The following is a 13,426-nucleotide window of genomic DNA, read 5'->3' on the forward strand; positions in this document are numbered from 1 at the left end:
CGAACTCAAGCGCTTTGCTCCAACTGGCGGCCCGCGCCGCGTTTTTTCAAATGAATCATCAACAGGGAAATCGCTGCTGGCGTGACGCCGGGAATGCGCGAGGCCTGGCCCAGGGTCTCTGGACGGGTCGCACCGAGCTTGCTCTGGATTTCTTTCGACAACCCGGAAATGCCGGTGTAATCGATATCCACAGGCAGCTTGGTGTCTTCGCTGGCGCGCAGGCGGGCGATTTCATCCTGCTGGCGGTCGATGTAACCGGCGTACTTGGTCTTGATCTCGACCTGTTCGGCCACCTGCGGATCCTCCGCGCCCTGGCCGGTCACTTCCACCAGCCCGACATAATCGATTTCCGGACGGCTCAAGAGGTTGAGCAGGTTGTATTCGTGGGTCAGCGGGGTACCGAATTTCGCCGCAATGGCATCGCCCTGCTCGGTACCGGGACGAACCCAGGTGCTTTTCAGGCGTTGCTCTTCCTGCTCGATACTCTCGCGTTTCGTGCAGAAAGCGGCCCAGCGCACGTCATCCACCAGACCCAGCTCGCGACCTTTCTCGGTCAGGCGCAGGTCGGCGTTGTCTTCACGCAGGATCAGGCGATATTCGGCGCGGGAGGTGAACATCCGATACGGTTCCTGGGTACCCAGGGTAATCAGGTCGTCCACCAGCACACCGATGTATGCCTCATCGCGGCGCGGGCACCAACTGTCTTTGCCCTGGGCCCGCAGTGCCGCGTTGGCTCCGGCCAACAACCCTTGGGCGCCGGCCTCTTCGTAACCGGTGGTGCCGTTGATCTGCCCGGCGAAGAACAGGCCGCCGATGACTTTGGTTTCCAGGCTGTACTTCAGGTCACGCGGGTCAAAATAGTCGTATTCGATGGCGTAGCCGGGGCGAACGATGTGGGCGTTTTCCATGCCGCGAATCGATTGCACGATCTGCAGTTGCACATCGAACGGCAGGGAGGTGGAGATCCCGTTCGGGTACAGCTCGTGTGTGGTCAGGCCTTCGGGCTCGATGAAGACCTGGTGGCTTTCCTTGTCGGCAAAGCGATGGATCTTGTCTTCGATCGACGGGCAATAACGCGGGCCGATGCCTTCGATTTCACCGGCAGCGGAATACATCGGCGAACGATCGAGGTTCGCCGCAATGATTTCATGGGTGCGGGCATTGGTGTGGGTGATCCAGCAACTGACTTGCCGTGGATGCTGTTCCTTGTTGCCCATGAACGACATTACCGGGATCGGCGTATCGCCAGGCTGCTCGGTCATCACCGAGAAATCCACAGACCGACCGTCGATACGCGGTGGCGTACCGGTTTTCAAGCGCCCGACACGCAATGGCAGCTCACGCAAACGGTGAGCCAGAGCGATCGACGGCGGATCACCCGCGCGACCGCCGGAAAAGTTCTGCAAACCAATATGGATAAGTCCGCCGAGGAAGGTCCCGGTGGTCAACACCACGGAATCGGCGAAGAAACGCAGGCCCATCTGCGTCACGACACCGCGTACTTGATCCTGCTCGACAATCAGGTCATCGGCCGCTTGTTGAAATATCCACAGGTTCGGCTGGTTTTCCAGGATTTCGCGGACAGCGGCCTTGTACAGGATGCGGTCGGCCTGGGCGCGAGTAGCGCGCACGGCTGGGCCTTTGCGGCTGTTCAACACGCGAAACTGGATACCACCCTTATCGGTGGCCATGGCCATCGCGCCCCCAAGGGCATCGATCTCCTTGACCAGGTGGCTTTTGCCAATGCCACCAATGGCAGGGTTGCAGCTCATGGCGCCGAGGGTTTCCACGTTATGCGTCAGCAACAGGGTTTTTGCCCCCATACGCGCTGATGCAAGTGCTGCCTCGGTACCGGCATGACCGCCGCCGATGACGATCACTTCAAAACGGGAAGGGAAATCCACCACGCACCTCGTGCCTGCTTTATTCAGGTAATTCGGAAATAGGTTTGAGTCTGGCCCTGGGCGTTTTTCGAGCCAGGTCGGCAAGTATAGGGACTTCATCCTTTCTAAAGAACCCTTTGCACAAAATTTAACCAGCTGTGGAGAACTCGCGGTTAAAAAAATAAAAAAGAAAGAAATTTATAAAATCTTTGTTTTTATGTTTATTCTTACTGCCCCACCTATCTGTGGATAACGTTCTGTAGGCCTTTATTTACGTTGTGTACAGAGATTCAAAACCCTGTGGTCATGTGGCATTGAGGGGCTTGGATAACCGGTGTAAGCCTGTGGATGAATGAGGTGGTTATCCACAGAGGCGGTTATCTTCAGTTTTGAAGGCCGCTTATCAACCGACCTCAATGGCAGTTATTCACAGGGCTTAATCCACAGAAAACTGCCGCTACGGGTCGCATCAGCGCCCACAGGCAAGCCGCCATCAGGGGCAATCGGTTCAAAAAAGAGAGGAGGAACCGGGTTTGCGTTGCGCTCGTCAGATTGTCGAGGACAAACCCGGTTGCAAAGGAGGGGCTATTTACCGATGCAAAAGCTGGAAAAGATCCGCCCCAGCAAGTCATCGGAGCTGAAGGCGCCGGTAATTTCCCCAAGGGACTGTTGCGCCTGACGCAGGTCTTCGGCCAACAACTCACCAGCCCCCGCCAAGGTCAGCTGCGCGCGACCGTGTTCCAGGGCGGCACTGGCATGGCGCAACGCTTCAAGGTGCCGCCGGCGGGCACTGAAGCTGCTTTCCGAGGTCTGCTCGTAGCCCATGCAGGCCTTGAGGTGCTCGCGCAGCAGTTCCAGGCCTTCGCCTGCCGACTTCGCGCTCAGGCTGATGGTCACGTGCCCGTCATCGCTGACTTGCAGGGTAATCGATTCCCCAGTCAGGTCGGCCTTGTTGCGAATCAGGGTGACTTTTGCGGGATCCGGGCGGACCTCGAGAAACTCCGGCCATAAGGCAAACGGGTCATCGGCTTCCGGTGCGGTGGCATCCACCACCAGCAATACCCGGTCGGCTTCACCGATGGCCTTGAGTGCGCGCTGAACGCCGATTTTTTCCACCTGGTCCTCGGTGTCGCGCAAACCGGCCGTATCCACCACGTGCAGCGGCATGCCGTCGATGTGGATATGTTCACGAAGGATGTCCCGGGTGGTGCCGGCGATCTCGGTGACGATCGCCGCCTCGCGGCCGGCCAGGGCATTCAACAGGCTGGATTTGCCGGCATTCGGTCGGCCAGCGATCACCACGGTCATCCCATCGCGCAACAAGGCACCCTGCCCGGCTTCGCGCAGTACTGTGGATAACTCATCGCGCACTTTATCGAGCATGCTCAGCACGTGACCATCGGCGAGGAAGTCGATTTCCTCTTCCGGGAAGTCGATCGCGGCCTCGACGTAGATCCGCAGGCCGATCAATTGCTCGGTGAGGTTATGCACACGCTGGGAAAACGCTCCCTGCAAGGAACGTAACGCGTTGCGCGCAGCCTGTGCAGAACTGGCTTCGATCAAATCGGCGATCGCTTCAGCCTGGGCAAGATCGAGCTTGTCGTTGAGGAACGCCCGCTCGCTGAATTCCCCCGGCCGGGCCAGTCGACAACCCAGTTCCAGGCAACGCTTGAGCAGCATGTCCAACACGATGGGGCCGCCATGTCCCTGCAGTTCCAGTACGTCTTCGCCGGTGAACGAGTTTGGCCCCGGGAAATACAAGGCCAGCCCTTCGTCGAGCACCTGCTGGTCATCACTGAAAAACGGGCCGTAATGGGCGAACCGCGGCTTGAGTTCACGACCGCTGATAGCCTTGGCCGCGGCACTGGCCAAGGGTCCCGAAATACGGACGATGCCGACACCGCCGCGACCTTGGGCGGTGGCAACGGCGGCGATGGTTTCACGCAGTGCGCTCATAAACCGGTATCCAGACAAAAGTGGCAGATAGCAAAACGCCCCACTAGGGGGCGTTTTGTGTGGTTATCCACAGAGCAAGTTACGCCTCGGCTTTTTTAGTCGCCGCTTCGATCTTACGCGTGATGTACCACTGCTGCGTGATGGACAACACGTTGTTCACAACCCAGTACAGCACAAGACCCGCCGGGAACCACAGGAAGAAGAAGGTGAAGATGATTGGCATCATTTTCATGACCTTCGCCTGCATCGGGTCCGGAGGCGTCGGGTTCAGTTGCTGCTGGATGAACATGGTCGCGCCCATGATGATCGGCAGGATGAAGAACGGATCCTTGATCGACAGGTCGGTAATCCACAGCATGAACGGTGCCTGACGCATCTCCACGCTTTCCAGCAACACCCAGTACAGCGACAGGAACACTGGCATCTGCACAAGAATCGGCAAGCATCCACCCAGCGGGTTGATCTTCTCTTTCTTGTACAGCTCCATCATGGCCTGGGACATTTTCTGCCGGTCATCGCCATGCTGTTCTTTCAGGGCGGCCAGTTTCGGCGCCACTGCACGCATGCGCGCCATGGATTTGTAACTGGCGGCCGACAGTGGGAAGAAGATCCCCTTGATCAGCATGGTCAGGAAAATGATCGACCAACCCCAGTTACCAACGATGCTGTGGATATGTTGCAGCAGCCAGAAGATCGGCTGGGCAATGAACCACAGGAAACCGTAGTCCACGGTCAGTTCCAGGCCTGGGGACAACTCTTTCAGCACTGCCTGGCTTTTTGGACCAGCATACAGAATGGCGCTGGTTTCGGCTTTCGCACCTGGCGCGGCAGTCAATGTCGGGCCGGTGTAACCAATGATGAAGTTGCCCTTGCTGTCTTTACGCGTCTGGACAACGTTGCTGTCGCCCTTCTGCGGGATCCAGGCCGTTACAAAATAGTGCTGCAGCCAGGCAACCCAGCCACCTTGTACGGTTTCCTTGAGCTGGCCCTTGTCCATGTCCTTCATGGACACTTTCTTGTACGGCTCCGAACTTGTCCACAGGGCGGCGCCCAGGTAAGTCGCGGTGCCGGTGGCGGTGCTGGAGGAAGGATCGTCGCTGGCGTCACGCTTGAGTTGCGCGAACATCGCACCGGACCAAGGCTGGGCGCTCTGGTTGTCGATCAAGTAAGAGACGGTGACGTCATACAGGCCACGTTTCAGGGTGAAACGCTTGATGTAATTGACACCGTCCTTGCTGAACTTCAGGTCTACGACCAGTTGTTCCTGACCGTCAGCCAGTTGATAAGTCTTCTTCTCGGCAGAGTAGATCGGGCGACCGGCCGGGTTCGAATCCGGGCCGTTGCTACCAATCAGGCCGCTTTGGGCCAGATAGGTGCGCTCGTTACCGTTGTCGAACAACTGGAACGGGATTTCCGGATGATCCTGGCGACGCGGGTACAGCGGCAGCTTCAGCTGGGCGACGTCACCACCTTGTGGATCGATTGCCAGCTCGAGCACGTCCGTCTTGACCTGGATGAGATCTTTGCTTGCGGCCACCGGGGCTTCGGCAGGAGCGCTGGTATCGCTTGCCGCGCGTGGGATGTCGTCATTGCTGGCAGCGTTGTTGCCAACGGGAGCATCCGGCAGGCTCGGTGCGGTATTGCTGGCTGCAACATTCTGAGTCGGCAGGGCAGCCTGGCCATAGTCCTGGTTCCATTTAAGGACCATGACGTAGGACACGATTGCCAGGGCGACGATCAGGATCGTGCGTTTGATATCCATGATTACTCGGCCATCGAAGAAGAACGGGAGGTAGGGATAGGCGGAACCGGGTCATAACCGCCGGGATTCCACGGATGACAGCGACCTAAACGACGAAAGGTCAGCCAGCCACCGCGCAGGAGGCCATGATTTTCTATGGCTTCGTACGCGTAGCAGGAACAACTGGGGTAGAAACGACAGTGACTGGCCATCAAAGGACTAATGGCGTAGCGATAAAACTGGATCGGAACGAGTGCCAGTTTACGCATCGGGACTGTCTACCCCTACAGTTTCGGTGTTGACTGCCGGTACTGGCTTGTTGCGTGCCAGACGTTTCCAGAGCTTGCCGAAATGCTGAATCAATTCGGGGTTTTCTACGTCACCCAAACCTTTGCGCGCGACGATAACGATGTCCCATCCAACCAGTGAATCCTGGTTCAGGCGAAACGATTCGCGCATCAGACGTTTGAGGCGATTGCGCTGAACGGAGAGCTTGACGCTCTTTTTCCCGATAACCAGCCCTAGTCGGGGGTGATCGAGATCGTTACTGCGCGCAAGGAGCAGGAGATTTTTCCCCGGAACCTTGCCGGTAGGGGAGTCAAAGACTGCCTTGAAATGCCGGGGTGTAAGCAAACGCTTTTCCCGACTGAAGTCCTGACTCACCTCCAGTGCCGGATTATCAAACTGCCAGACGCGCACGACCTTTGGCGCGACGACGCGACAGGACGGCACGACCGTTCTTGGTAGCCATGCGAGCACGGAAACCGTGGGTACGAGCGCGTTTGATAGTGCTTGGTTGGAAAGTACGTTTCATGTCGTGTTACCTGGTTCGTCCACAACGGGCCGGAATGGCCCCCGTTTTAAGAGACCGGGGATTCTAGAGAAAGCAAGCCTCTAGGTCAATTTCCAACCAGCGTTTCCTTTAAATAGATATCCAGCCGCTTTCGGCGGATTCATCACACAGCGCTAGATATAGAAATAAAGAAGGGAATTATTTAAAGCTTTTCTGTAAAGCTTATAAAAGCAAGGTCGCCACCTGTCTGTGGATAACCATGCCAAGGCCTTGTAATCCGCCATGTACAGAGAATGACAACTACACGGGAAAGCAGTGGCCAGCCTGTGCTGCGCTGTCGGATAAGCTGTGGGTGGAATGGCAGGTTATCCACAGGGCGGTTATCCACCGAGTTTCGCCCCCACTTGTGCAACGACCTCAGGCACGGTTATCCACAGAGCTTATCCACCGACCGTCGGTCGTCTTTCTCCCGGTTAACGCATTGATAAATCATGGGCAATGAGCAACCTGCGTGTGGATAAGTGCACGTCTGCTCGCTACAATGGCCGCTTGTTTTTGCCTCACCGGCTTTCAACTTAGGGGATATCCGTGTCAGTGGAACTTTGGCAGCAGTGCGTGGAGCTTTTGCGCGATGAGCTGCCTGCCCAACAATTCAACACTTGGATCCGTCCACTACAGGTCGAAGCCGAAGGCGACGAGTTGCGTGTCTATGCACCGAACCGTTTCGTTCTCGACTGGGTCAACGAAAAGTACCTGGGCCGGGTCATGGAACTGCTCGACGAGCATGGCAATGGCATGGCGCCTGCGTTGTCCTTATTAATAGGCAGCAAACGCAGTTCGGCACCCCGTGCCGCGCCCAATGCGCCGCTGGCCGCCGCGGCGTCACAGGCCCAGCAGGCTGCCCCGGCTCCTGTGAACAACCATGCCGCCCCGGCGCCCGCGCCTGCCCCGAGCAAACGCAACACTCAAAAAGTCGCCGAAGTCAGCGAAGAGCCTTCTCGGGACAGCTTCGACCCCATGGCCGGTGCCAGCTCCCAGCAGGCTCCGGTGCGGGCCGAACAGCGCACCGTCCAGGTCGAAGGCGCGCTCAAGCACACCAGCTACCTGAACCGGACCTTTACCTTCGAGAATTTCGTCGAAGGTAAATCCAACCAACTGGCCCGCGCGGCTGCCTGGCAGGTCGCGGACAACCCCAAGCACGGTTACAACCCGCTCTTCCTTTATGGCGGCGTCGGCTTGGGTAAGACCCACTTGATGCACGCGGTGGGCAACCACCTATTAAAGAAGAACCCGAATGCCAAGGTCGTGTACCTGCATTCCGAGCGTTTCGTGGCCGACATGGTCAAGGCGCTGCAACTGAACGCCATCAACGAGTTCAAGCGCTTCTACCGTTCGGTGGACGCCTTGTTGATCGACGACATTCAGTTCTTCGCCCGCAAGGAACGTTCCCAGGAAGAGTTTTTCCACACCTTCAACGCATTGCTTGAAGGCGGGCAGCAGGTCATCCTCACCAGTGACCGCTACCCGAAAGAGATCGAAGGCCTCGAGGAACGTCTCAAGTCGCGTTTCGGCTGGGGCCTGACGGTGGCCGTCGAGCCTCCGGAGCTGGAGACCCGGGTCGCGATCCTGATGAAGAAGGCCGACCAGGCCAAGGTCGAGCTGCCTCACGACGCGGCATTCTTCATCGCCCAGCGTATCCGCTCGAACGTGCGTGAGCTCGAAGGTGCCCTCAAGCGGGTCATCGCCCATTCGCACTTCATGGGCCGCGATATCACCATCGAATTGATTCGCGAATCCTTGAAGGACCTGTTGGCGCTCCAGGACAAATTGGTTTCTGTGGATAACATTCAGCGAACGGTTGCTGAATACTACAAAATCAAGATCTCCGACCTGCTGTCCAAACGCCGTTCGCGTTCGGTGGCACGTCCGCGCCAGGTGGCCATGGCCTTGTCCAAGGAACTGACCAACCACAGCCTGCCGGAGATCGGCGATGTGTTTGGCGGACGTGACCACACCACCGTGCTGCACGCGTGCCGCAAGATCAACGAACTTAAGGAATCCGACGCGGACATCCGCGAGGACTACAAGAACCTGCTGCGTACACTGACCACTTGATGACCACCAGCGCAGCTTATTAAGGCAAGGGACTAGACCATGCATTTCACCATTCAACGCGAAGCCCTGTTGAAACCCCTGCAACTGGTCGCAGGCGTCGTCGAACGCCGCCAGACCTTGCCGGTACTTTCCAACGTGCTGCTGGTTGTCGAAGGCCAGCAATTGTCGCTGACCGGTACCGACCTGGAAGTCGAGCTGGTCGGTCGTGTGCAACTTGAGGAACCGGCCGATCCGGGTTCCATCACCGTGCCGGCGCGCAAGCTGATGGACATCTGCAAGAGCCTGCCCAACGACGCGCTGATCGACATCAAGGTCGATGAGCAGAAGCTCGTGGTCAAGGCCGGTCGCAGCCGCTTCACCTTGTCCACCCTGCCCGCCAACGATTTCCCGACCGTTGAAGAAGGTCCGGGTTCGCTGACCTGCAGCCTGGATCAGAGCAAATTGCGTCGCCTGATCGAACGCACCAGTTTCGCCATGGCCCAGCAGGACGTGCGTTATTACCTCAACGGCATGCTCCTGGAAGTGTCGGCCGGTGTTATCCGCGCCGTCGCCACCGACGGTCACCGTCTGGCGATGTGCTCGATGCAGGCCGATATCGGTCAGCCAGATCGCCACCAGGTGATCGTGCCGCGTAAAGGTATCCTGGAGCTGGCCCGCCTGCTGACCGAGCCCGACGGCAACGTCAGCATCGTGTTGGGCCAGCACCATATCCGCGCCACCACCGGTGAGTTCACCTTCACGTCGAAGCTGGTAGACGGCAAGTTCCCAGACTACGAGCGCGTGCTGCCAAAAGGCGGTGACAAGCTGGTTCTGGGCGATCGCCAGGCCCTGCGCGAAGCCTTCAGCCGTACCGCGATCCTGTCCAACGAGAAGTACCGCGGCATTCGTCTGCAACTGGCCAACGGGCAGTTGAAGATCCAGGCGAACAACCCGGAGCAGGAAGAAGCGGAAGAAGAAGTAGGCGTTGAGTACAACGGCGGCTCCCTGGAAATCGGCTTCAACGTCAGCTATCTGCTCGACGTGCTGGGCGTGATGACCACGGAGCAAGTGCGTCTGATCCTGTCCGACTCCAACAGCAGTGCGCTGGTGCAAGAGTCCGATAACGACGATTCGGCTTACGTTGTCATGCCGATGCGTCTGTAATCATGCCCAGCAGAAGCTAGATGTCCTTAAGTCGTGTCTCGGTCACCGCGGTGCGCAATCTGCACCCGGTGACCTTCTCCCCTTCCCCCCGCATCAATATCCTTTACGGCGCCAACGGCAGCGGCAAAACCAGCGTCCTGGAAGCCGTGCACCTGCTCGGCCTTGCCCGTTCGTTCCGCAGCACCCGGCTGTTACCGGTCATCCAGTACGATCAACTGGCGTGCACGGTGTTCGGACAGGTGGAACTGGCGGAAGGTGGCCATAGCGCCCTGGGGATCTCGCGGGACCGGCAAGGGGAGTTCCAGATCCGCATCGATGGACAGAACGCTCGCAGCGCTGCGCAGCTAGCCGAGATCCTGCCGTTGCAGCTGATCAACCCGGACAGCTTCCGCCTTTTGGAAGGCGCGCCGAAGATTCGCCGGCAATTTCTCGACTGGGGTGTGTTCCACGTGGAACCGCGCTTCATGACGACTTGGCAGCGCTTGCAGAAGGCGCTGCGCCAGAGAAACTCTTGGCTGCGACATGGTACACTTGACGCCGTTTCGCAAGCGGTTTGGGACAGGGAACTGTGCCAGGCCAGCGCTGAAATCGATGAATACCGCCGCGCTTATATCAAAGCCTTGAAACCGGTCTTCGAGCAGACCTTGAGCGAACTGGTTGAGCTTGAGGGCCTGACGCTCAGCTATTACCGAGGCTGGGACAAGGACCGGGAATTGAGCACCGTGCTGGCTGGCTCGCTGCAGCGGGACCAGCAGATGGGCCATACCCAGGCTGGACCACAACGCGCTGACTTGCGCCTCAGATTGGGCGCACATAACGCCGCGGACATCTTGTCCCGGGGGCAGCAGAAGTTGGTGGTGTGTGCCTTGCGTATCGCCCAGGGGCATCTGGTCAGCCAGGCCCGGCGCGGTCAGTGTATTTATCTGGTGGATGACTTGCCGTCCGAGCTGGACGAAGCCCACCGCCGTGCGTTGTGCCGCTTGCTGGAAGACTTACGCTGCCAGGTGTTCATCACCTGTGTAGACCACGAATTATTGAGGGAAGGCTGGCAGACGGAAACGCCAGTCGCCCTGTTCCACGTGGAACAGGGCCGTATCACCCAGACCCACGACCATCGGGAGTGAAGGCATTGAGCGAAGAAAATACGTACGACTCAACGAGCATTAAAGTGCTGAAAGGCCTGGATGCCGTACGCAAACGTCCCGGTATGTACATTGGTGACACCGACGATGGCAGCGGTCTGCACCACATGGTGTTCGAGGTGGTCGACAACTCCATCGACGAAGCCCTCGCCGGCCATTGCGACGACATCAGCATCATCATCCACCCGGATGAGTCCATCACCGTTCGCGACAACGGCCGTGGCATCCCGGTAGACGTGCACAAAGAGGAAGGCGTTTCCGCCGCCGAGGTCATCATGACCGTCCTCCACGCTGGCGGTAAGTTCGACGATAACTCCTACAAGGTCTCCGGCGGTCTGCACGGCGTGGGTGTATCGGTGGTGAACGCGCTGTCCGAACAGCTGGTTCTCACGGTGCGCCGCAGTGGCAAGATATGGGAACAAACCTACGTCCATGGCGTGCCTCAGGCACCCATGGCGATCGTTGGTGACAGCGAGTCCACCGGCACCCAGATTCACTTCAAGGCGTCGAGCGAAACCTTCAAGAATATCCACTTCAGCTGGGACATCCTGGCCAAGCGGATTCGCGAACTGTCCTTCCTCAACTCCGGTGTCGGCATCGTCCTCAAGGACGAGCGCAGTGGCAAGGAAGAGCTGTTCAAGTATGAAGGTGGCCTGCGGGCGTTCGTTGAGTACCTGAACACCAACAAGACCCCGGTCAACCAGGTGTTCCACTTCAACATCCAGCGTGAAGACGGCATCGGCGTGGAGATCGCCCTGCAGTGGAACGACAGCTTCAACGAGAACCTGTTGTGCTTCACCAACAACATTCCGCAGCGCGACGGCGGTACCCACCTGGTGGGCTTCCGTTCGGCGCTGACCCGTAACCTGAACAACTACATCGAACAGGAAGGCCTGGCGAAGAAGCATAAAGTCGCCACTACCGGTGACGATGCCCGCGAAGGCCTGACAGCGATCATTTCGGTGAAGGTGCCGGATCCGAAGTTCAGCTCCCAGACTAAAGACAAGCTGGTGTCTTCCGAAGTGAAGACCGCGGTCGAACAGGAAATGGGCAAGTACTTCTCCGACTTCCTGTTGGAGAACCCGAACGAAGCCAAGCTGGTGGTCGGCAAGATGATCGACGCCGCCCGTGCCCGTGAAGCCGCGCGCAAGGCCCGTGAGATGACCCGCCGCAAAGGCGCGCTGGACATCGCCGGTCTGCCGGGCAAACTGGCCGACTGCCAGGAAAAGGACCCTGCCCTGTCCGAGCTGTACCTGGTGGAAGGTGACTCTGCTGGCGGTTCCGCCAAGCAGGGCCGCAACCGTCGCACCCAGGCCATCCTGCCGCTCAAGGGCAAGATCCTCAACGTCGAGAAGGCGCGCTTCGACAAGATGATTTCCTCCCAGGAAGTCGGCACCTTGATCACTGCGCTGGGCTGCGGCATTGGCCGCGAAGAGTACAACATCGACAAGTTGCGCTATCACAACATCATCATCATGACCGATGCTGACGTCGACGGTTCGCACATCCGCACCCTGCTGCTGACGTTCTTCTTCCGTCAGTTGCCGGAGCTGATCGAGCGCGGCTACATCTACATCGCCCAGCCGCCGCTGTACAAGGTCAAGAAAGGCAAGCAAGAGCAATACATCAAAGACGACGACGCCATGGAAGAGTACATGACGCAGTCGGCCCTGGAAGACGCGAGCCTGCACCTGAACGAAGATGCCCCGGGTATTTCCGGTGAAGCCCTCGAGCGCCTGGTCAACGACTTCCGCCTGGTGATGAAGACCCTCAAGCGCCTGTCGCGCCTGTACCCGCAGGAACTGACAGAGCACTTCATCTACCTGCCAGCCGTGAGCCTGGAGCAACTGTCCGATCATGCAGCGATGCAGGATTGGCTGGCCCAATACGAAGTACGCCTGCGCACCGTCGAAAAATCCGGCCTGGTCTACAAAGCCAGCCTGCGCGAAGACCGTGAGCGTAACGTCTGGCTGCCGGAGGTCGAACTGATCTCCCACGGCCTGTCGAACTACGTCACCTTCAACCGCGACTTCTTCGGCAGCAACGACTACAAGACCGTCGTATCCCTAGGCGCGCAACTGAGCACGCTGCTGGACGAAGGTGCGTACATCCAACGAGGTGAACGCAAGAAAGCCGTGACCGAGTTCAAGGAAGCCCTTGAATGGCTGATGGCGGAAAGCACCAAGCGCCACACCATCCAGCGATACAAAGGTCTGGGTGAAATGAACCCGGATCAGCTGTGGGAAACCACCATGGACCCAAGCTCGCGCCGGATGCTGAAAGTCACCATCGAAGACGCCATTGGCGCGGACCAGATCTTCAACACCCTGATGGGTGATGCGGTCGAGCCTCGTCGTGACTTCATCGAGAGCAATGCGTTGGCAGTGTCCAACCTGGATTTCTGATCCTTCTGCAGCACCTGCTCCAGCAAAAAGCCAACGCACATGCGTTGGCTTTTTTTTACGCTGGAAAATACCCACTCCTTCTAAGACCCACCGGTCAAAAACGGTGTAACTGGGTAACACCCTGGCATAAAGCCTTCATTGTCAATGGGTTAGGAATTGGATGAAGGCCCCGGATACCGGGGACCTTGGATTTCCTGGCGCAAAACTTGCGTGTTTAATAACTTACACATCGTTTTTTTAAATTTACA

Annotated in this window: 10 protein-coding genes; 4 read left to right on the plus strand and 6 right to left on the minus strand. The window is 58.2% G+C overall.

Translation table 11 applies throughout. From position 1 onward, the window contains the following. Positions 1-5: 5 nt before the first annotated feature. From mnmG to rpmH, 6 genes are all read right to left on the minus strand, one after another. Positions 6-1,904: a tRNA uridine-5-carboxymethylaminomethyl(34) synthesis enzyme MnmG gene (mnmG, locus tag IB266_RS16440; RefSeq protein ID WP_192261797.1), complete on the minus strand. Its 1,899-nt coding sequence runs from the start codon at positions 1,902-1,904 to the stop codon at positions 6-8. Positions 1,905-2,468: 564 nt separating this feature from the next. Beyond that, positions 2,469-3,839: a tRNA uridine-5-carboxymethylaminomethyl(34) synthesis GTPase MnmE gene (gene mnmE, locus IB266_RS16445; protein WP_192261798.1), complete on the minus strand. Its 1,371-nt coding sequence runs from the start codon at positions 3,837-3,839 to the stop codon at positions 2,469-2,471. A gap of 79 nt (positions 3,840-3,918) precedes the next feature. Then, complete coding sequence (yidC, locus tag IB266_RS16450) at positions 3,919-5,601, minus strand: membrane protein insertase YidC (RefSeq protein ID WP_192261799.1); 1,683 nt, start codon at positions 5,599-5,601, stop codon at positions 3,919-3,921. A 2-nt stretch (positions 5,602-5,603) separates the two neighbouring features. Next, positions 5,604-5,849, minus strand: a complete 246-nt coding sequence (yidD, locus tag IB266_RS16455; RefSeq protein ID WP_010465488.1) for a membrane protein insertion efficiency factor YidD — start codon at positions 5,847-5,849, stop codon at positions 5,604-5,606. Beyond that, complete coding sequence (rnpA, locus tag IB266_RS16460) at positions 5,842-6,243, minus strand: ribonuclease P protein component (RefSeq protein ID WP_003207107.1); 402 nt, start codon at positions 6,241-6,243, stop codon at positions 5,842-5,844. Before rnpA ends, yidD begins: the two co-directional genes overlap by 8 nt. Before the next feature lie 16 nt (positions 6,244-6,259). Continuing rightward, positions 6,260-6,394: a 50S ribosomal protein L34 gene (gene rpmH, locus IB266_RS16465; RefSeq protein ID WP_003213577.1), complete on the minus strand. Its 135-nt coding sequence runs from the start codon at positions 6,392-6,394 to the stop codon at positions 6,260-6,262. A gap of 567 nt (positions 6,395-6,961) precedes the next feature. Here rpmH and dnaA point away from each other — a divergent pair. From dnaA to gyrB, 4 genes are read left to right on the plus strand one after another with little or no spacing between them, the layout of a single operon-like run. Further along, positions 6,962-8,488, plus strand: coding sequence for a chromosomal replication initiator protein DnaA (gene dnaA, locus IB266_RS16470; RefSeq protein WP_060739907.1), 1,527 nt, complete (start codon positions 6,962-6,964; stop codon positions 8,486-8,488). 39 nt (positions 8,489-8,527) lie between these two features. Continuing rightward, positions 8,528-9,631, plus strand: a complete 1,104-nt coding sequence (gene dnaN / locus IB266_RS16475; RefSeq protein ID WP_003196145.1) for a DNA polymerase III subunit beta — start codon at positions 8,528-8,530, stop codon at positions 9,629-9,631. Between the two features lie 20 nt (positions 9,632-9,651). Next, positions 9,652-10,755 carry a DNA replication/repair protein RecF gene (gene recF, locus IB266_RS16480; protein WP_003196148.1) on the plus strand — a complete coding sequence of 368 codons (1,104 nt, stop codon included), beginning with the start codon at positions 9,652-9,654 and terminating at the stop codon, positions 10,753-10,755. Between the two features lie 5 nt (positions 10,756-10,760). Then, complete coding sequence (gyrB, locus tag IB266_RS16485) at positions 10,761-13,178, plus strand: DNA topoisomerase (ATP-hydrolyzing) subunit B (protein WP_072407669.1); 2,418 nt, start codon at positions 10,761-10,763, stop codon at positions 13,176-13,178. The last annotated feature ends 248 nt before the right edge of the window (positions 13,179-13,426 follow it).

It is taken from the genome of Pseudomonas sp. Pdm06 (assembly GCF_014851795.1).
GTDB classification, from domain to species: domain Bacteria; phylum Pseudomonadota; class Gammaproteobacteria; order Pseudomonadales; family Pseudomonadaceae; genus Aquipseudomonas; species Aquipseudomonas fluorescens_AA.